Raw genomic sequence first — 18710 nt, 5'->3', positions numbered from 1 at the left:
CTGTTTATGCCCCGGGGACCAGTGGTATTGCACATCGAATGCCAATACCCAGTGAACGGTACGTTATCGCCGGCGAACGGCATTGAGGTTTTACTCGATGAGCATCGCGTCGCCGAAGCTGAAGAACCGGTACTTCTCTCGCACGGCCTCCTCGTATGCGTCGATGATCTGATCGCGCGTGGCGAGGGCGGAAACGAGCATCATGAGCGTGGAGCGCGGCACATGGAAGTTCGTGATGAGCGCGTCCACCACGTGGAAGGTCGACCCCGGCATGAGATACAAGTTGGTGGTGGCGTCTTCGCGCACGGTGATATCGCCCTCCCCGCGCACATCCGCACCATCCTCGCGCCCCTCGAAGCCGCGCGCCGTAACCGCTGGATCGCTCGCGGGTGCCGCGGCGTCCCACGCGCTCTCGAGGGAGCGCACGGCGGTGGTGCCCACGGCGATCACGCGATGACCGGCCGCCTTGGTGGCGTGCACGGCTTCCACAACCTCGGCAGGAACGTGATATCGCTCGGTGTGCATGACATGCTCGGTGGGATCGTCCTCCTCCACCAGGCGGAAGGTGTCGATACCCACCTCGAGCTCGACCGTCGCCCAACCGCAGCCCTTGTCCTTGATGCGCTGGATGAGCTCCGGGGTAAAGTGCAGGCCGGCAGTCGGGGCAGCGGCGGAATGCTCCTCGCTCATGGCATACACGGTCTGGTACTTCTCCGGGTCCCCCTCATAGCCGGTGATATAAGGCGGCAGCGGAACATGGCCAGCGGCGTGAATGGCCTCGTCAAGCGTGCGCGGCACGCCGCCCTCGTTCTCGCCCACGGGCTCGAAGCGCACAAGACGGCCGCCCTTCGAGTCGTCGATGAAATCGAGGATCTCGGCGGTGAGCACCACGGGCGCGCCCTCCGGCGCGAGCAGGCCGCCGGCGCGATACTCGACAACGTTGCCCGGCTTGAGGCGCTTGCCGGGGTTTACCAGGCACTCCCACACATGCCCGAGGGGATCGACGTCCTCGCGGCGACGAAGCAGCAACGTCTCGGCCACACCGCCCGTCGGCTTCTTGCCGATGAGGCGCGCGGGCATGACGCGCGTCTGATTGGCGACCAGCAGATCACCGGACTCGAGGTAGTCGACGATATCGTAAAAATGACGATGCTCGACGGAGCCGCCATGCTCGAGCGCAACGGCATCCGCAGCACGGACGGGACCGCCCGGAAGCTCGCGGTTCACCACCAAGAGGCGGCAGGAATCACGCGGCTCGGCGGGAGCTTGAGCGATCAGCTCATCGGGCAGGTTGTAATCAAAATCATCGGTGCGCATGGCGCCACCTTTCACTTGAGAGTTCGACAGCCGTCCATGATAGCGCAGGCGCGGTGAGGCATCAGTCCTTGAGGGCGGCCCGGCGGGCCTTCTCCGCCTTGCGTTCATCGCGCATGCGCGCACGGTCGAGCGCGGCCTCGGCGGCCGAAAAACGGCAACCGCAGTAATTCTGGCGGTACATACCCAGTTCGCGCGAGCGCACGGTCGCCTGCGGGTACCACGGCCGGAAATCTCGGATAACCGGGGTCAGTCCATGCGCCGACGCGAGTTTTTCCAACACGTCATTGCACGTGTCGAACAACTGGTATGGAGAGACCGCGAGCGTCGTGGCGATGTGCGAGAACCCCTCCCGCTCGGCGACCCGACAGGCCTCGGCGAGGCGCAAGGCGTAGCACGCGCGGCAGCGGCGCTCTCGATCCGCGCCGAGCCGCGCCACCGACGCATCCCAGCGGTCGCGGTCATCCGCCGCCTCGATCAGGCGAATACCGTTATCGGAACTCCAGCGACGGAGCTCCTCAAGACGCTTGCCATGCTCTGACACGGGCTGGATATTCGGATTGGTCCAGCATATCGTGGGCTCAAAGCCCTCCTCCACGAGCAAGCGCACCGGCTCAAGCGAACAGGGGGCGCAGCATGCATGCAACAGTAACGGGGTCATAGGCGCTTTCCTCCCTCGACGACGCTGAAACCGGATGTCCCCCGATCGGATTTCGCCGGACGGGGCAAAGCCGGCGAACCAAGCCCGTGGGAACCGTCCGCATCCGCCGCCCGAGGCGTCGCGCGGGCATCGGACGGAGAAACACGGCGCGGCTGAAGGCGGCAGGGGGCGCCATAGAAGGAGACGCCCCACGCGGTGTCCTCGCAATAGGCAATGGTCGGGTCGGAACGAATGGCGCGTACATACCCCCAATCCCCGGTGCACCCCGAGAGATGGGCAGTCGCGACGACGATGGTCCACAACGGCCACCTAAAACCGATGCCGAGAACGACGACCAGCAGCGGCACGATGACGGAAGGCGCCAACGCTATGACAAGGTAGGCGTCACGCGGGTACACAACCCCTTCGGCGCTCGCGTAGATCATGCCCATCTTGAGATTCGAGCCGAACGTGATCTGAGCCCCAGGCGGCGCGTAATGCCTGAAAAACAACGCGTGCACGAGTTCGTGGATGACAAACGTTGCGGGAATGGCAGCGACAAGGGAGATCCACCAGCGGATATCGACGCCACGTCCGGTGCCCTCGACGCCCATGAGACGGTCGCCCAACGAGCCCAGGACGGCACCAAGCTCGAAAGGAGTCACCGGGGCGTCGAAGAACTCGCGCAACGCCACCATGGAAAGCGCCCACAGGATCGCAGCGAGAACCCCGGCCACCAGCACCGTGGCCGACAAGGAGCGCATGCGAGCCAGGAAGCCCTCGTCCTCGAAAACATGTATGTCGGCTATTTTCCTCATGCGACCAAGTGTAGCGTCTCATGCGGACACCTGTGCGATAATGTGGGATTACTTCGGACAATGATCGAGATGACGCGACGCCGCGCCCGAATGCGGCGCCGCGTCGCCTCGCACCATCTTATTCACCATGAAACTCGGAAGAAGGACGCACATGACCGCACACCTCACTCCCGCCGACCGCCCCTCCTGGCCGCGTCGCGCCGTCGTCACCGCCGGCATGCCCTACGGCAACAAGGGTCTGCACTTCGGCCACGTGGGAGGCGTCTTCGTCCCGGCGGACTTCTACGCTCGCTTCCTGCGCGACCGTTTGGGCCGCGAGAACGTGATCTTCGTCTCCGGTACCGACTGCTACGGCTCCCCCATCATGGAGGGCTTCCGCAAGCGCCGTGAGGCAGACGGCTACACCAAGCACATCTCCGATTACGTGCGCGAGAACCACGACAGCCAGGAAGCTGACCTGGCCAGCTTCGGCGTGTCCTGCGACCTGTATGCCGGCAGCGCGCTGGAGCCCGCCGTGCACATCCACGAGCGCATGACCGCCGAAATCGTCGAGCGCCTGCACGAGCAGGGCAAGCTCACCAAGATGAGCACCAAGCAGTTCTTTGACCCGGCCGCCGGGCAGTTCCTGAACGGCCGCCAGGTCCTCGGCCGCTGCCCCATCCAGGGCTGCAAGTCCGAGAAGGCCTACGCCGACGAGTGCGACCTCGGCCACCAGTTCGAGCCCGAGGAGCTCATCGCCCCCAAGAGCGCGCTCACCGGCGAGACGCCCGAGCTCGTGCCGGTGGACAACCTGTACTTCGACCTACCCTCCTACACCGAGTACATGCGGGAGCACACCGAGCGCCTGGCCGCCGATCCCACCGTGCGCTCCGTGGTGTCAAAGACCATGCAGGAGTGGCTCGACGCCCCGCGCCTGTTCATCCAGGTGAAGTTCCGCGATGAATTCGAGGCCGTCCGCGGCGAGCTGCCCGCGCACGAGGTCATCGAGGCCGAGGGCAACAAGGGCTCCTTCACGGTGGTCTTCCCCACCTGGCGCGAGCGCGACGAGGCCCACGAGGTCCTCAACCGAGCCGGCGTGCGCTTCCGCTCCGGCAAGGCGCTCGTGCCGTTCCGTATCTCGGGCAACGTCGAGTGGGGCGTGCCCCTGCCCGAGGTCGAGGGTTGCCGTGACCTCACGGCCTGGGTCTGGCCCGAGAGCCTGTGGGCGCCCATCAGCTTCACCCGCGCCGTCCTCGCGCGCGACGCCGCCAAGCTCGAGGCCACGGGCACGCCTGCCGCCGAGCTCGCCGAGTGCGCCGTCGCCGACGCCCAGCTCGTGGACGATGCCCCGGCCATGATCATGGACGAGCCCACCTACACGCACGCCAGCCTCGACTGGCACGACTGGTGGGCCAGCGAGGATGCCCGCGCCTACCAATTCATCGGCCAGGACAACATCTACTTCTACTGCATCGCGCAATCCGGCATGTGGGAGGCGCTGAGGTGGAACATGCAACAGTCCTGCGTGGCCGCCAACTACCACATCCTGTACATGGGCAAGAAGGCGAGCTCCAGCTCCCAGACTCCCCCGCCGCTGGCGCATGAGATGCTCGAGCACTACACCCCCGAACAGCTGCGCGCGCACTGGCTGTCGCTCGGCCTGGGCGAGAAGCCCGTCAGCTTCTCCCCGAAGGCCTTCGACCTGCGCGAGACCGGCAAGGACAGCCAAGGCAACCCCGTCCTCGCCCGCGATGACAAGCGCGTGATCGACCCCGCCCTCAAGGAGGGCGCGCTGCTCACCGGTGTTTTCAACCGCCTGGCCCGCTCGGCCTTCTACGGCGTGGCCGTCAAGGAGGGCGACGAGGCCGCCTACCGCACCGGGCGCATCCCCGCGGGCGAGCCTTCCGAAGCCGCGCGCAACGCAGCCGAACAGGCAGCGATCGCGTTCGAGCAGGCCATGCACGCCTTCGAGCTGCACCACGCCCTCGGCGTGTGCGATGAGTTCCTGCGCGCCGCCAACAAGCGCTGGAGCGACGCCTCCAAGGCCGCGAAGAACAGCGGGGACGACACCGCCATGAACCAGGCGCTCGTCGACGCGTTCCACGGGCTGCGCGTGGCGACCGTCCTCATGCACGGCATCGTGCCCACGGGCTGCGAGCTGATCTGCGAGCACTTCGCCATCGACCCCGTCGCCTTCTTCTCCTGGGACAACATCTTCAAGACGAATGACGAGCTCACGGCCGAGTTGGGCGAGCAGCCCGGCACGCACGCCATCAAGGCGCTGCCGCCGCGCTTCGATTTCTTCGCGAAGCACCCGTCGCAGTTCTAACGGACCGCCCGCCAGGTCCCGGGGCGGGGCGAAGGTTTTTGCTCGGTCAAGTCCTGCTCACGACGAAAGCTCACTGGGCTTTCTGTTCGTGCGGAATCTACAAAAACCTTCGCCCCGCCCCGGGACCTGGCTGCGCAGAAGAATGGTCGGGAGATTCGCTCAGGACGAATTTGACTGGAAGGAACTCGTGCATGAGAGTCGCGATTCGCAAAACCGTTGCCGCCGACGTTGAAGCGGCTGAAAAGTGCCTCGTGGACGGCAAGGCGGCGCTTGCGGCGCTGGACATCCCCCAGTGGCTGGGCGACTACCCCAATCATCTCGATATCGAGGCCGACATGACCGAAGATGCCTCATATGTGGCGGTCGGCGAGGACGGCACCGTGCTCGCCGTGATGGCGCTTTCCTTCTCGGGTGAGGAGACCTACGACCAAATCGACGGGGCCTGGCTGACCGAATCGGATTCGCGCGAACCCCGCTATGCCGTCATCCATCGCTGCGCCATCAGCGCCGCCGCCGCCCGCCGCGGCATCATGACGCTCATGTTCGAGGAGGGCGAGCGCATCGCGCGCGAACACGGATCTCAGAGCATCCGCGTCGACACCCACGAGCGCAACATCCCCGTGCAGGGACTCGTAAGTAAGCTCGGCTACACCCACTGCGGCACCATCACGCTTCCCTATCCCGGCGAAGTCGATCCTTTGCGCATCGCATTCGAGAAGGTCCTCTAACCTATGGCGCGCCCGGGCGTTCAAAAGCACCTCGACATCGCCGAGCTCCTTCGCTGCCCTTTATGCGGAGCAGAAATGCATGCGCGGCAATCCTCAGTCGCCTGTAAAAGCGGCCACGATTTCGCCATCTCGGCGAAGGGCTTTTTGAACCTCATCCCGCATCAGAAACCCCTCAAGGGCTACGACGAAACGTTCTTCGCGAGCCGCCAGCGCATCATGGAGCATGGTTACTATCGCGAAGTGCATCAGGCCGTCGCCGCCTCTCTAAACGAGCTCGCAAGCACGGCGACCGTCATCGATGCCGGGTGCGGCGAAGGATCATACGCCAAGGACGTGGCTCGCGCGCTCCCCCACTCGACCGTCTTGGGCCTCGACATCGCAAAGGACGCGATTCGCGTCGCTGCGCGAGGTGGCGGTCCGGTGCGCTGGCTCGTCGCCGACCTTGCGAACATCCCGCTCTCCGATTCCACGGTCGACGCGATCCTCAACGTGTTCACACCCGCCAACTACGACGAATTCAAACGCGTCCTCAAACCGGGCGGCATGCTCGTCAAGGTCATTCCCGCCCCGCAGCATATGCACGAGCTGCGCGAGCTTGCAGGTGAGCAGCTGTCCGATGCCGATTTCGTCGACCACGGCGTTTCCGAGCACCTGATGCGCCACATGAACGTCGTGGGTCGGGCCCGCGTGACCCAGATGTCTCCCGTTCAGGCGGAAGACGCACTCGACCTGGTGCGCATGAGCCCCGTGGCCTTCAGCATCGAGGAACACGCCCTCGATCTCGACTCTCTGACGCACATCACCGTCGACGCCGAAATCATCTGCGCTCAGTTCACTTTCCGCCGTGACTGTTGCGCCAAATCTCTCGTCCCAGGCCAAGAGCCAGGAACAAGGCGCTCGCATAACCCAAAAAGCCGATAACGGGAATGCCGAAGATGACCGGCTCGATCTTGGCGTAGTACACGACGGATGAGCCGATGAAAAGGCCCGCGATGACGATCGCCATCGACAAGCGGTCCACGATGCCGCCGACATGTCGGAGCACCTGCTCGCTGCCGAGCACCTGCATGTTCATCTTGAGCTGACCGCGCGTGAGCATCCTGGAAGCCAAGCCGAGCTGCTCGGCCATCTCCAGATGACCCTTGAGGGCGCGGTACGACGCGTGCGTCAGTTCATCGGCGGCCTCGCGGGCACGGCGATACGAGCTTTTCTCATGCTTGATATGCTCGGTGATGATCTCAATCATGTTGACGTCGGGCATATACTCGGCGAGCAGGCCCTCGAGCGTCACCATGCCGCGGGCGAACATCGTCACCACGCTGGGCAATTCGACATCGTTCTTGCGCGCCAGGCTGATGAGGGAGGTCAGGAACTCGCCGATGTCGAGGTCCTTCAAATCTAGGCCGGCAAAATCGGCGATGATGAAGTCGAGGTCGCTGAGGAACGTGGAGTGGTCGAGCTCGGCGGAATCGCCCCTCGTCACGGCGAAGCGCATGAGTGAGTCCTTGAGCTTGGGAACATCGCCCGTCGCGACCGCGTAAATCATATCCTTGACGATACCGCGGTCATGGCTGGACATACGCCCCACCATACCCATATCAATGAAATAAACGATGCCGTCTCTCACGATGATGTTCCCCGCATGCGGGTCGGCATGGAAAAAGCCATCCTGAAGCACCTGGGTCGCATAGTCGTCGACAATGGACGACCCAACCTTCTCAAGATCGTACCCCGCCTCGACCAGACGCTCGGGATCGGCGATGGAGATGCCGTCGACGTAGTCCATGACAACGATGTGCTCGGTGCAATACGCCAAATATGAGCGCGGGCAGGAAATCGCCCCGTCATCCTCGTGCAACCGATGGAACTCGTCAAGGTTGCGAGCCTCCATGAGGAAGTTCGTCTCCTCGCGAAACGACTGCCACAGCTCCTCGACAACGCCCTTGAGATCGATGAACTGGTCGGTTTTCACAAAATGGGACGCCTGGGCCACGATGGAGCGCATGATGTCGATGTCTTGCGCCATGACCTGCTGGGCGCCGGGGCGCTGCACTTTGATGGCCACATCCCCGCCCGTAAGCAGCGTGGCTCGATGCACTTGCGCGAGCGACGCGCTTCCCAGAGGCTTGCGGTCGATATGCGAGAATATCTCGCCGAGTGGCCTGCCGTATTCGGCGACGAGGCAATCGTTCACCACGGCGAACGGAACGGGCTCCACGTTCGAGCGAAGACGACGCAGCTCATTGCAGTACTCCTGCGGCAGGATCTCGGAGCGATTGGCGAGGATCTGCCCCATCTTGACGAACATGGGACCCAAATCCTCGAGCATACGCCGCAGTCGACGCGGCGTAAGATTATGCCATGCCTCGTACTTGCGCACGATCGACAGGATCTCAGCGATGCGCTGGCGACGGCCGCGCGAGGTGAGCTTGACCTCCTCGGAGGGAGCCATGGCCTCCGGCTCCTCCGGGAAGACGTCGACGGCGCGCGGCATACGCCATGATGAGCGGAGCGCCTCCTCAACCCCTTCGAGGTTGACCGTGTCCTCGGGGCTCAGCGGTTTGCGGGCGGCATTCGCCCCATCGTGCGCGCTCGGTGTCGCAGCGCGCTTGTCCTCTGCGTCGATGATCATGAGCGGTTACTCGACCGCCTGACCGTCCTCGACGGGCTCGGCGTCCACAGGGGCGGCGGGCTCGGCGTCGACGACCACAGTCTCTTCGACCTCGACGGTCACCGTGCCGTCATCGACCGAATCGACCAGGTCGCGCACATGAGCCATGAACGCGACGCGCTCGGACTTGGTCAGCAAACGCACACGGGCGAGAATGAGCTCGTCGAGGATGCGCTCGGCGGCAGTGGCCCCACGCTCGCTCAGACGCTCGGTCACCTCGGAGAACGTGCCGCCGGCATCCATGAAGATATCGGACATGGAGCGCGTGAAATCGGACGAACGGCTGTCGTGACGTGCCTGCTCCCCGCGGTCGTTAAGATCGCGCAGGACCTCCTCGCCGCGCGCGTTCAGCCCATCAAGGAGCTCCTTGCCCTTCTCCGCGGTCACCGCCGCGGCACCGAAGCCGACGTTGACCATACCGTTGACGAGCTCTTCGAATTTCGTGGCCATGGAAGCCTCCTAGACATTCACCGCGCGCCCGTTGCGCGCGCTCCCGTAGAAACACTTGTACCCATCACCGCTCCTGAAAAGCCGACGGCGGCGAACGGTTTTGCAACCTCGCCGCCGTCGCGATGAATATCGGGTTAGCTGGAGCTTAGCGCTCGTTGTCGGACATCGCGAAGCCGTTCTTCATCGCGCAGCTCGTGATGTAGAGCACCTGCCCGAGCAGCTTGTCCGTTGCGACCTTGAGATCGGCGCACAGCGCATCGTTGGCCTTTGCAAGCAGGGCGGGAATCTGCTCGTCGGCAAGATCGGCAGCGGCCTTATCCGTCTCACGCAGCATCTTGTGACCGAGAGAGCCGATCTTCTCCTGGTAGGACTCGATCTTCGCGGAAGTCTCGTTGAATCGGGCGTCGGCAAGGGCGGCGATGACGCGATTTGCCCAGTAGAAGCTCTCGGTCGTCACGCGCTCGGTGGTGTCGGACAGGTACGCGGGCATCTCGTCGACGTTCGCGTACAGCGCGACCAGGGAGTTGAACGCATTCGAACCAAAGGCCATCCACTGGATGCACTGAAGCGGCTCGGGAACATACGGGCGGATCTGCAGAACGGCGAGCTGGCTGTTGCGGTTGATACCGATGGGACGATACGCGTTACGCGTGGCATGCGTGCCCTTGTTGCCGTAGCAATCGTATTCGGTTCCCTGGTAGTGGGAGGACAGGACATACTTCACATCCTCGATGGTCACCTTGCGCTCAGGCACACGGCTCCAGGGGATGTCGTCCGATTCGGGCGTGAACGCGGCATCCGGGCCGTCCCAGCCGTCGTGCGGGTTCAGGCAACGCTGCATATACCAAGCGCGCGGAGTGTTATAGACATGGTCGGAATCGGAATGAGAGCCAAAGGCCTCACGCGGGTTGAAAATCTCACCCGAGCGCATGCCCTCACGGACATCCGCAATCAAATCCATGAGGTCGGCGAGATACTCCTCGTACGCATCGGCCTCCTCGCCCTCAAGATCGTCGAGATCATCCGTGAAGTACTCCTCGTCCAGGATGTCCTCGGGCTCGAGGCGATTCGTATTGGTGAGGTTGAGGTGGTTCTCCGCCATCCACTCGCGCAGATCGGGGCTGGCCATGTGCTCGACCTGCTCGCCCTCGGCGTCCAACAGATCGAAGTAGTCGATGCCAAGCTGGTTGGGCATGGTCACATAGGCGTCGTCGGGAACGCGCTTGGCAATCCAGTGATGGCCGCCGATCGTCTCGAGCCACCAGATCTCATCGGCATCGGAAAATGCGATGCCGTTCATCTCGTAGGTTCCGTATTGCTCGAGAAGCGCACCCAGGCGCTGAACGCCCTCGCGGGCGGAGTGGATATAAGGCAGGACGACGGTAACGAAGTCCTCCTCGGAGAGGCCGCCGGGCACCTCGGGCGTATAGTCGGGATCGCCGGGCTCACCATGGGCGGGAACATACTCGACGAGCGGGTCGGCACCGAGCACTCGCTCATTTGACGTGATGGTCTCAGTGGCGCTCATGCCGACGTTCGCCTCATTGAAACCGGCGGCGGCCCAAACACCATGACCCTGAATGACATCGGGAACGCTGGAGTAGCGCATGGGGTTGTCCGGAAGCTCGAAGCTCAGGTGAGAGAGCACGCTCGTATAGGTGCGCGGCTGGTCCTCGGGATGGATTACCATCATCTTCTGAGGCTCGAACTTGCCGTTGGGCGAATCCTCATTGCGGGCGACGATGGTCGACCCGTCGTAGCTCGCGTGCTTACCGACCAAGATCGTGGTGCATGCCATGAATCCTCCTTGGGGTCTGTGCGGTCATTGGCCACAGTGTACCCTCGGCAACGCAAGGCTACGCCGATGAACTGACGAGCGGCACGGCAAAGCCCCCACCATGAACGGTGCCGGGACATCGAACACGGTGGGGGCTCAACAAAGAAAACGGGGGCGTGCCACGGGCACGCTGCAGAGAAAAGCGCGAGAGCAGACGCTACGCGAGCTTGGCAGCTTCGGGGTGCTGAAGCTCGGCCGCCAGGCACACGTTGCTCATCAGCATGGCGCGCGTCATGGGGCCCACGCCGCCCGGCACCGGCGTGATGGAACCCGCAACGAGCTCGGCAGATGCAAAGTCAACATCGCCGCAGAGCTTACCGGCCTCGTCACGGTCCATGCCGACGTCGATGACAGCGGCACCCGGTTTGATCCAGGGGCCCTTGACCATCTTTGGAATGCCACACGCGACCACGAGGATATCGGCGCTCTGGCAGATCCGAGCGAGCTCGCACGGGTCGGTATGGGAATGCGCGACAGAAATCGTGGCATTGCGCGCAAGCAACATGAGCGACATGGGCTTGCCCACGATGGACGAACGCCCCATGATCACCGCGTTCTTGCCTGCCGGGTCGATACCATAAGCGTCGAGCATCTCCATGATGCCGGCGGGCGTGCAAGGGCGAAGCCCCGGAAGGCCTCGGACGAGCTTGCCCAGATTCTCCGGATGAAAGCCGTCGACGTCCTTCTTGGGATCGATCGCGGCGACAACCTGCTCGGCATCGAGATGAGCCGGCAAGGGCATCTGCACCAGGATGCCCGCGATGGAGGGATCGGCGTTCAGCCGCTCGATGAGCGACATGAGCTCACTTTGCGTCGTATCCTCGGAGAGCTTGAAATCCTGGGACGGGATGCCGCACTCCTGGCAGTCACGCAACTTGGCGCGAACATACGTGGCGGAGCCCTGGTCGTCGCCGACCAGCACAACCGCCAGACCACACGGGATATCCCGCGCCATCAGTCGCGCAGCGCGCTCGGCAGCGCGACCGCGAACCTCGGCAGCGAGTTTCTTGCCGTCGATAATCGTAGCCATACCGATCCTTAGAACAGACCGGTAATGACGCCGTTGTCGTCGACGTCGATGTTCTCGGCCGCGGGAACCTTGGGAAGGCCCGGCATCGTGAGCACGTTGCCCGTGAGAGCGACGACAAAGTGGGCGCCAGCGCTCACCTTGAGCTCGCGCACGGTGATGCGGAAATTCTCGGGGGCGCCAAGCGCGCTCGCCTGATCGGAGAAGGAGTACTGGGTCTTGGCGACGCACACCGGCAGGTTACCGAAGCCGTTTGCGCGCAGCTCAGCGAGCTGGCGCTTGGCCGCAGGCGCGAAGTCGACGCCGTCGGCATGATAGACCTTGGTGGCAATCGCCTCGAGGGCGTCTGCTACATCCGTACCGTCCTCATAGGCGAACTTAAACTCGTGAGGCTCCTCGATAAGGCGCATGACCTCGTCGGCCAGCTCGAGTGCGCCCTCGCCACCCTTGGCCCAGACCTCGGAGAGACGAACGTTCACACCAACCTTCTCGCACTCGGATGCAATGAGGTCGAGTTCGGCCTCGGTGTCGGTCGGGAATCGGTTGATCGCGACGACGCAGGGCAGACCGAAGACGCTCTGGATGTTCTCGACATGACGGAGCAGGTTGGGCATACCGGCCTTGAGGGCCTCGAGATTCTCGGTGTTGAGATCGGCCTTGGCCACACCGCCGTTGTACTTGAGGGCGCGGGCGGTAGCGACCACCACGACGGCGCTCGGGCGAATCCCGGTCATGCGGCACTTGATGTCGAGGAACTTCTCGGCTCCGAGGTCCGCGCCGAAGCCTGCCTCGGTAATGGCAACATCGCCGAAGCGCATGGCCATCCTCGTGGCCATGACGGAGTTGCAGCCATGCGCGATGTTGGCGAACGGACCGCCGTGCACGAACGCCGGCGTGTGTTCGAGCGTCTGCACGAGATTGGGCTTGAGCGCGTCCTTCAGCAGAGCCGCCATGGCGCCCTGGGCCTTGAGCTGGCTGGCGCGAACGGGCTCGCCGTCGTAGGTGTAGCCGACCACGATCTCCCCGAGGCGCTGCTTGAGGTCGGAGATGGAGGTCGACAGGCACAGGATCGCCATGACCTCAGACGCGACGGTGATGTCGAATCCATCCTCGCGTGGGACGCCCTGGGCCTTGCCGCCGATGCCGTCGATGACATGGCGGAGCTGACGGTCGTTCATGTCGACGACGCGCTTCCAAGTGATGCGCTTGACGTCGATGCCGAGCGCGTTGCCCTGCTGGATGTGGTTATCCAGCATGGCAGCGAGCAGGTTGTTGGCAGCACCGATGGCATGGAAGTCGCCGGTGAAATGAAGGTTGATATCCTCCATGGGGATGACCTGGGCGTATCCGCCGCCGGCGGCACCGCCCTTGACACCGAAGACCGGGCCGAGCGAGGGCTCGCGCAGCGCGACAGCGCTCTTGACGCCGCGGCGACGCAGAGCGTCGGCCAGACCGATGGTCGTCGTGGTCTTGCCCTCGCCCGCGGGCGTTGGGTTGATGGCAGTGACGAGGACGAGCTTGGCCTCGTGGTCGCTCGGCTCGTTGAGCAGCGAGTAATCCACCTTGGCCTTGTCGAAGCCATAGGGAATCAGGTGTTTGGCGTCCACGCCGGCGGTCTCGGCCACCTGCTGGATCGGCCACGGCTCGACGGAGTGGGCGATTTCGATATCAGTCGGCATGGCGGGTCCCTTCGTGTTGAGGTGTAACCAATCAAGGATAGCACGTGCGCAGAAAGCCCCGACGCACCCCGCGAACGGTCAATCAATTGTCCGCATGGGAACATCCGGGGTGCGAGTCGATAATTTGTCCGGACGGACCGCTACCCTCTTGCCGTGAGCAGCAGGGCCGGAACGGATGCCGTTTGGGCTACACTGATACCCATGTATGTCGACGATCCACGATTGGGGTGCGCAGCGTGACCATCATCATGCGAACGTTTGATACCTCGTTTCTGAGAACCCCCCCCCCCGGCCACGCCTAACTAGCGCTGCGGCGGGCGGCACGCCTCCCGCAGGCAGGACCCTTCGCGCCCGCGGTGCGGCATGCACGAGCGGGGGCCGTCCATGAGCGCCCCCACCACCTATCGCGGCTCCATCACGCGCGAGCAGTGGCTCGTCGACGAGACCCGCACGGTCGCCCGCCTGCGCCTCGAGGATCGTGCCTTCCTCGACACCCGCGCCCTTGCCGCGCACATCCTCGAAAACAATCTATTCCAATACCCCACCGAGCGTGAGGTCGGCTCCATCGCGCGCGCCTGCGCGCGCAGGCTCGACGCGCTCTCGAGCGACCCGGATCGGCGCGACCGTCTGACCGGCCTCATCGCGCACGGCACCACCGAGCAGCTCAGGCAGGCTAACCTCTACGCCCTCATGCGCGACAACCGCCTGGTTTGGGACTTCATGACGTGCGTCGTGGAAAGTAAATTCTCCCTACTCGACATGCACCTGGGCAAAACCGAGATCGCCACGTTCCTCGAGGGCCTGCGCGCCCAAGACGAGCGCGTGGCCACCTGGAGCCCCGCCACCCTCAACAAGATCCGCCAGGTGCTCGCCCAATGCCTCGAACAATGCGGGATGTACGAGCGCAAGACGGAGCAGCTAAGCACGCTCTTGCTCGACTACGACCTGGAAAACCTCATACGCGAGAACGGCGACGCCGGCATCCTGCCCGCGTTCGGCCTCGCGCTATAGGGGGGGGTACACATGAACGCAATCGACTCCCCCACCCTCACCCAAAGCTTCGAGGTCATCCGGTCCAAACTCCGCGACCCCGAATTCCTCGCCTGCCACGGACTGGGCAACGAGGTCCCCTTCCACGTCTTCCCCTACGACGCCGGCTCCGAGCTGGAAGTCCGAGCCCTCCTGCGCGACCTTTTGAGCGAGGATCCCGCAGGCCTCGCGCCCGGCCGCATCACCCACATCGACCTGTGGGAGCTCATCTGCGACCTGTGCGAGCAACGAGGACTCATGGAAAAGCTCCCCGCCTTCGAGCGCAAGCGCGGATCGGACGCCCTGCTCGTACGCCTGCAGACCATCGCCTCGCCGGCAAAGCTCGTAGAGCACATGCGCGAGCGCTTCGCGGCGGCACACGGCGACCCCCAACCCGGTCGCGACGTGCTGCTCATCTCGGGTGTGGGACGCGCCTACCCCATCACGCGGGCGCACCAGATCCTCGAGTGCGCGCAGCCCATCTTCTCCCACATCCCCGTCGTCCTGTTCTACCCGGGCGTATACGACGGGCAGACGCTCAGGCTCTTCGGCTCGATAAACGACGGCAACTATTACCGAGCATTCAACATTTTGTAACCCACCCTCATTCCGTACATCGCACCATCAGAAACGCTCCAGAAAGGACTCCCCATGCGCATCCAGGACATGTTCGAACGCGACATCGACCGCAACATCAACGGCGTCATCAAGATCGAGCAGAACGACGAGGAGGTCATCGAGCAGGAGCTCGCCGAATACGTCGTGACCAACGAGCTGCGCGGGCACTTCTCAACGTTCTTCGACGCCTACGAGCGCGCGCTCGACGCCCCCACCGACAAGATCGGTGTATGGATCTCGGGCTTCTTTGGTTCCGGTAAATCGCACTTCCTCAAGATGCTCTCGTACCTGCTCTCGGGGCAGACGGCAAACGGGCACCCGGCCATCGACATCATTGCGCCGCGCTTCGAAGACCCCATGATCGAGGCGAAGGCAAAGCGTGCCGTGGACGTCCCCACCGAGACTATCCTGTTCAACATCGACTCCAAGGGCCCGTCTAACAAGGACAAGACCGCCATCCTGCGCATCTTCGCCCGCGTGTTCTTCGAGCACCTCGGGTTCTACGGCGAGGACCTCAAGCTTGCGCGCCTGGAGCGCGACATCGACCAGAAGGGCAAGACCGAGGCGTTCCGCGCAGCGTACCGCCAGATCACGGGCACCGAATGGCTCGACGAGCGCGATGCCTATGACCTCAACAGCGACGCCGTCATCGACGCGCTCGAGCAGGCGGGGGCCAAGAGCCGCGAGGCAGCGGAGCGCTGGTTCGACAACACCGAGGAGTTCGAGTTCACCATCGATTGGCTCGTGCGCCAGATCAATCAATACGTGACCGAGCGCGCCGAGCAGGAGGGCGGCGAGTTTCGTCTGCTGTTCATGGTCGACGAGGTGGGCCAGTACATCGGCACCGACACGAGCCTCATGCTCAACCTCCAGACCATCGTGGAGGACCTGGGCGCGCAGTGCGCCGGCCGCGTGTGGGTGGTCGTGACGAGCCAGGAGGCCATCGACGAAATCACCACCGTGGCGGGGCAGGACTTCTCCAAGATCCAGGGGCGGTTCAACACCCGCCTGTCGCTTTCGAGCACCGGCGCGGGCGAGGTCATCCGCCGGCGCATCCTCTCCAAGAACGAGCACGCGCATGACTTGCTCACCGTGGAGTACGGCAAGAACGCCACCGTGCTCAAGAACCTGTTCACCTTCAAGGGAGCGCGCAACGACCTTGGCGGCTATGACGGCGCGAAGAGCTTCGCGGACGCGTTCCCATTCGTGGGCTACCAGTTCAAGCTCATGCAGGACGTCATCAACGGCCTGCGCAACCAGGGCAGCTCGGGCAAGCACCTGAGCGCCGAGCGTTCGATGCTCTCGGGCTTCCAGGAAGTCGCCCAGGCGCTCGAGGACCGCGACGAGCACGCCCTGGCCCCCCTGTGGATGTTCTACAACACCGTGCAATCCTTTCTCGAGGGCTACCATCGCCGTGTGATCGACCGCGCCGCGGCCGCCGCGCGCGACGGCGCGGGCCTTGAGGAATACGACGTCGCCGTGCTCAAGCTGCTGTTCCTCATCAAATGGGTGAGCCAGGAGATGCCGGGCAACGTGGACAACATCGCCACCCTCATGGCCGACGACCTGCGCGCCAACCGCGCCGAGGTGCGCGAGCAGGTGCAGGCCGCGCTCGAGCGCCTGGAGCGCGAGAACTACATCACGCGCAACGGCGAGTGCTACCTGTTCCTCACCGATGACGAGCAGGAGATCGCCCGCCAGATCGCGCGCACCCAGGTGGATGCGGCCAAGCTCACCAGGAAGGCGGCCGAGATCGTGTTCGGCCAGATCTTCGAGACGCCCAAGATCACCGTGGGCAAGAACAACTTCCCCGTGGCGGAGTGGCTGGACGAGACCCGCGTGAACAACGCGGGCGGCCTCACCCTGCGCGTGCTCGCCCGCATGGACGGCAGCGACGCCCCCAGCCGCGACGAGCTCATCTTGCGCTCGAGCCGCGGTGAGGCGATCGTGCTGCTCTCCAGCGAGATCGATTTTTACAGCTGCCTTATGGAGGCGGCGCGCATCCAGCAGTTCGCGAGCGCGACCATCATCGCCAACCTGCCCGCCAACCAGCAGGACGTGATCCGCGCCAAGCAGCAGGAGCGCACCGCACTCGAGACCAAGGCGCAGGCGCTCATGGAAGAGGCGGTGCGCCGCGGCGAGTTCTACGCCGGCGGGTCCCAGGTCACCATCACGGGTACCAACTCCGCCAAGAAGCTCATCGAGCAATGCACGGCAAAGCTGGTGGACGCCGTCTACACCAAGCTCGGCTACATCGACCGCAATTACGACGACGATGCCCAAATCAGGCAGGTCCTGAACGGGGCCGCGCCTGCGCTCGAGGGCATCGAGCCCAACAAGCGCGCCATCGACGACGTGCGCACGTTCCTTGGCGCCCAGGCCATGCGCGCGGTGAGCGTGTCCATGGACGACCTGCAGAAGCGCTACCAGGCGGCCCCTTATGGATGGCGCGAGCGCGACATCGCCGCCGTGGTCGCCGAGCTCATCGCCGCCGGCGAGGCACGTGTGAGCTACGCCGGGCAGGTCGTGGACGCGCGTGACGCCAAGATGATCGACTACCTTCGCAAGCTGAGTATGACGCAGCGCGCCGTGGTGGAGATGCGCGTGCGCGCCTCGGCAGGAGACATGACCCGCGCCCGCCGCGCGATCGAGACGCTCTGCCGCGTTCACGACCTCCCCACCGAGGAGGAGCCGCTAGCCACGGCGTGCCGCAACGCCCTGCAAGAACGCCAGGACGGACTGAACGAGCTCATCACCGGAGCGTACAGCCGCAACCGCAACTACCCGGGCTTTGGCACGGTGGCAGACGCCGCCGCCCTCATCAAGGACCTGCTCGCCATCCGCGGCGACTCCGGCGATTTGCTGCGCGCCATCGCCAAGGCGGAAAACGACCTGTGCGACGCAGGCGAGGACCTGGAGGACGTCGACGGGTTCTTCCCCGACATGCAGCGCATCTACGACAACGCCTCCAACCTGCTCAAGCGCCTCGATCAAGACCGCAGTTACCTTGCCGCCCACGAGGGGGCGACCAAGGCGATCGAGAACATCGAGCGCATTTTGGGCAGCGAGAGGCCCTATAGCCAGATCACCGACCTCGTCCCCGCCATGCAGACGATCGAAAACGCTCACGCAAAACTGCTCGAGGGCAAGCGCGAGGAAGTTAAGGCGCAGATCGAGGACATCTTCGCCAGCGTGAGGCAGCATGGCGAGGAACTCGGTGTCACCTTGAGCAGCGTGGGCGAGCGAGAACGCGCCCGCACCGGCGCGGTGCGCGACGCCGCCACGCTCACCCAGCTCGACGCCGTGAGCGCACAGCTCACAGGCGATCAGGCGCGCCTGTTTGGGGACCTCGACCGCGAACACGAGCGCATCCACCGCCCCGCGCCGGCAAGCACCGGGCAGGTCGTCACCACCAGCCACGCCCCCATCGCGCCCGAGCGCCCGCGCAAAGTGCGCGAGCTCCAACGCTCAACCGCGTTTTTGCCCAAGACCTTACACAGCGAGGCCGAAATCGACGCCTATCTCGCCGACGCCCGCAAGCGCCTGGTGAGCGAGCTTTCCCATAACGACGCCATCAAGTTGAACTAGGAG

General features: G+C 64.2%; 14 protein-coding genes. 6 read left to right on the top strand and 8 right to left on the bottom strand.

All coding sequences use genetic code 11. The features are described 5' to 3' along the window. Positions 1-90: 90 nt before the first annotated feature. The 3 genes from queA to COLINT_RS00205 all read right to left on the bottom strand — a co-directional run bounded on the left by queA (position 91) and on the right by COLINT_RS00205 (position 2772). Positions 91-1317: a tRNA preQ1(34) S-adenosylmethionine ribosyltransferase-isomerase QueA gene (gene queA, locus COLINT_RS00215; protein WP_039910176.1), complete on the bottom strand. Its 1227-nt coding sequence runs from the start codon at positions 1315-1317 to the stop codon at positions 91-93. Between the two features lie 61 nt (positions 1318-1378). Further along, complete coding sequence (locus COLINT_RS00210; RefSeq protein ID WP_006722248.1) at positions 1379-1975, bottom strand: epoxyqueuosine reductase QueH; 597 nt, start codon at positions 1973-1975, stop codon at positions 1379-1381. Further along, a complete protein-coding gene (locus COLINT_RS00205; RefSeq protein ID WP_006722247.1) occupies positions 1972-2772 on the bottom strand; it encodes a DUF3267 domain-containing protein in 801 nt (266 codons plus the stop codon). Before COLINT_RS00205 ends, COLINT_RS00210 begins: the two co-directional genes overlap by 4 nt. A gap of 151 nt (positions 2773-2923) precedes the next feature. Here COLINT_RS00205 and COLINT_RS00200 point away from each other — a divergent pair, with 151 nt between their 5' ends. The 3 genes from COLINT_RS00200 to COLINT_RS00190 all read left to right on the top strand — a co-directional run bounded on the left by COLINT_RS00200 (position 2924) and on the right by COLINT_RS00190 (position 6729). Beyond that, on the top strand, positions 2924-5080 hold the full coding sequence (locus tag COLINT_RS00200; protein WP_006722246.1) for a class I tRNA ligase family protein: 2157 nt from the start codon (positions 2924-2926) through the stop codon (positions 5078-5080). A gap of 191 nt (positions 5081-5271) precedes the next feature. Then, a complete protein-coding gene (locus COLINT_RS00195; RefSeq protein ID WP_006722245.1) occupies positions 5272-5808 on the top strand; it encodes a GNAT family N-acetyltransferase in 537 nt (178 codons plus the stop codon). A 3-nt stretch (positions 5809-5811) separates the two neighbouring features. Continuing rightward, positions 5812-6729 (top strand): methyltransferase domain-containing protein, encoded by a 918-nt coding sequence (locus COLINT_RS00190; RefSeq protein WP_006722244.1) that lies wholly within the window; start codon positions 5812-5814, stop codon positions 6727-6729. On the opposite strand, the gene COLINT_RS00185 is transcribed toward COLINT_RS00190, so the two are convergent. The 5 genes from COLINT_RS00185 to COLINT_RS00165 all read right to left on the bottom strand — a co-directional run bounded on the left by COLINT_RS00185 (position 6641) and on the right by COLINT_RS00165 (position 13472). Continuing rightward, the gene (locus tag COLINT_RS00185; protein ID WP_006722243.1) at positions 6641-8440 is read right to left on the bottom strand and encodes an ABC1 kinase family protein; all 1800 of its coding nucleotides are present in this window, start codon (positions 8438-8440) and stop codon (positions 6641-6643) included. The two genes, COLINT_RS00190 and COLINT_RS00185, sit on opposite strands and share 89 nt — an antisense overlap. A gap of 6 nt (positions 8441-8446) precedes the next feature. Beyond that, on the bottom strand, positions 8447-8929 hold the full coding sequence (locus COLINT_RS00180) for a hypothetical protein (RefSeq protein WP_006722242.1): 483 nt from the start codon (positions 8927-8929) through the stop codon (positions 8447-8449). Between the two features lie 145 nt (positions 8930-9074). Beyond that, positions 9075-10727: a C69 family dipeptidase gene (locus COLINT_RS00175; protein ID WP_006722241.1), complete on the bottom strand. Its 1653-nt coding sequence runs from the start codon at positions 10725-10727 to the stop codon at positions 9075-9077. A 196-nt stretch (positions 10728-10923) separates the two neighbouring features. Next, complete coding sequence (gene folD, locus COLINT_RS00170; protein ID WP_006722240.1) at positions 10924-11796, bottom strand: bifunctional methylenetetrahydrofolate dehydrogenase/methenyltetrahydrofolate cyclohydrolase FolD; 873 nt, start codon at positions 11794-11796, stop codon at positions 10924-10926. 8 nt (positions 11797-11804) lie between these two features. Then, the gene (locus tag COLINT_RS00165) at positions 11805-13472 is read right to left on the bottom strand and encodes a formate--tetrahydrofolate ligase (protein WP_006722239.1); all 1668 of its coding nucleotides are present in this window, start codon (positions 13470-13472) and stop codon (positions 11805-11807) included. Between the two features lie 384 nt (positions 13473-13856). Here COLINT_RS00165 and COLINT_RS00160 point away from each other — a divergent pair, with 384 nt between their 5' ends. From COLINT_RS00160 to brxC, 3 genes are read left to right on the top strand one after another with little or no spacing between them, the layout of a single operon-like run. Continuing rightward, positions 13857-14483: a DUF1819 family protein gene (locus COLINT_RS00160; RefSeq protein WP_233418291.1), complete on the top strand. Its 627-nt coding sequence runs from the start codon at positions 13857-13859 to the stop codon at positions 14481-14483. Between the two features lie 12 nt (positions 14484-14495). Then, a complete protein-coding gene (locus COLINT_RS00155; protein ID WP_006722237.1) occupies positions 14496-15098 on the top strand; it encodes a DUF1788 domain-containing protein in 603 nt (200 codons plus the stop codon). Positions 15099-15152: 54 nt separating this feature from the next. Beyond that, a complete protein-coding gene (gene brxC, locus COLINT_RS00150; RefSeq protein WP_006722236.1) occupies positions 15153-18707 on the top strand; it encodes a BREX system P-loop protein BrxC in 3555 nt (1184 codons plus the stop codon). Positions 18708-18710 lie beyond the last annotated feature (3 nt).

Source organism: Collinsella intestinalis DSM 13280 (assembly GCF_000156175.1).
GTDB lineage: Bacteria > Actinomycetota > Coriobacteriia > Coriobacteriales > Coriobacteriaceae > Collinsella > Collinsella intestinalis.
Note: the sequence above shows the minus strand (reverse complement) of the source record. Positions and strands in the feature narration are given on the sequence as shown.

Excerpts from the sequence above, each read along its gene's own strand:
- queA (WP_039910176.1), bottom strand. The coding sequence starts at position 1,317 with ATGCGCACCGATGATTTTGATTACAACCTGCCCGATGAGCTGATCGCT.
- COLINT_RS00210 (WP_006722248.1), bottom strand. The coding sequence starts at position 1,975 with ATGACCCCGTTACTGTTGCATGCATGCTGCGCCCCCTGTTCGCTTGAG.
- COLINT_RS00205 (WP_006722247.1), bottom strand. The coding sequence starts at position 2,772 with ATGAGGAAAATAGCCGACATACATGTTTTCGAGGACGAGGGCTTCCTG.
- COLINT_RS00200 (WP_006722246.1), top strand. The coding sequence starts at position 2,924 with ATGACCGCACACCTCACTCCCGCCGACCGCCCCTCCTGGCCGCGTCGC.
- COLINT_RS00195 (WP_006722245.1), top strand. The coding sequence starts at position 5,272 with ATGAGAGTCGCGATTCGCAAAACCGTTGCCGCCGACGTTGAAGCGGCT.
- COLINT_RS00190 (WP_006722244.1), top strand. The coding sequence starts at position 5,812 with ATGGCGCGCCCGGGCGTTCAAAAGCACCTCGACATCGCCGAGCTCCTT.
- COLINT_RS00185 (WP_006722243.1), bottom strand. The coding sequence starts at position 8,440 with ATGATCATCGACGCAGAGGACAAGCGCGCTGCGACACCGAGCGCGCAC.
- COLINT_RS00180 (WP_006722242.1), bottom strand. The coding sequence starts at position 8,929 with ATGGCCACGAAATTCGAAGAGCTCGTCAACGGTATGGTCAACGTCGGC.
- COLINT_RS00175 (WP_006722241.1), bottom strand. The coding sequence starts at position 10,727 with ATGGCATGCACCACGATCTTGGTCGGTAAGCACGCGAGCTACGACGGG.
- folD (WP_006722240.1), bottom strand. The coding sequence starts at position 11,796 with ATGGCTACGATTATCGACGGCAAGAAACTCGCTGCCGAGGTTCGCGGT.
- COLINT_RS00165 (WP_006722239.1), bottom strand. The coding sequence starts at position 13,472 with ATGCCGACTGATATCGAAATCGCCCACTCCGTCGAGCCGTGGCCGATC.
- COLINT_RS00160 (WP_233418291.1), top strand. The coding sequence starts at position 13,857 with ATGAGCGCCCCCACCACCTATCGCGGCTCCATCACGCGCGAGCAGTGG.
- COLINT_RS00155 (WP_006722237.1), top strand. The coding sequence starts at position 14,496 with ATGAACGCAATCGACTCCCCCACCCTCACCCAAAGCTTCGAGGTCATC.
- brxC (WP_006722236.1), top strand. The coding sequence starts at position 15,153 with ATGCGCATCCAGGACATGTTCGAACGCGACATCGACCGCAACATCAAC.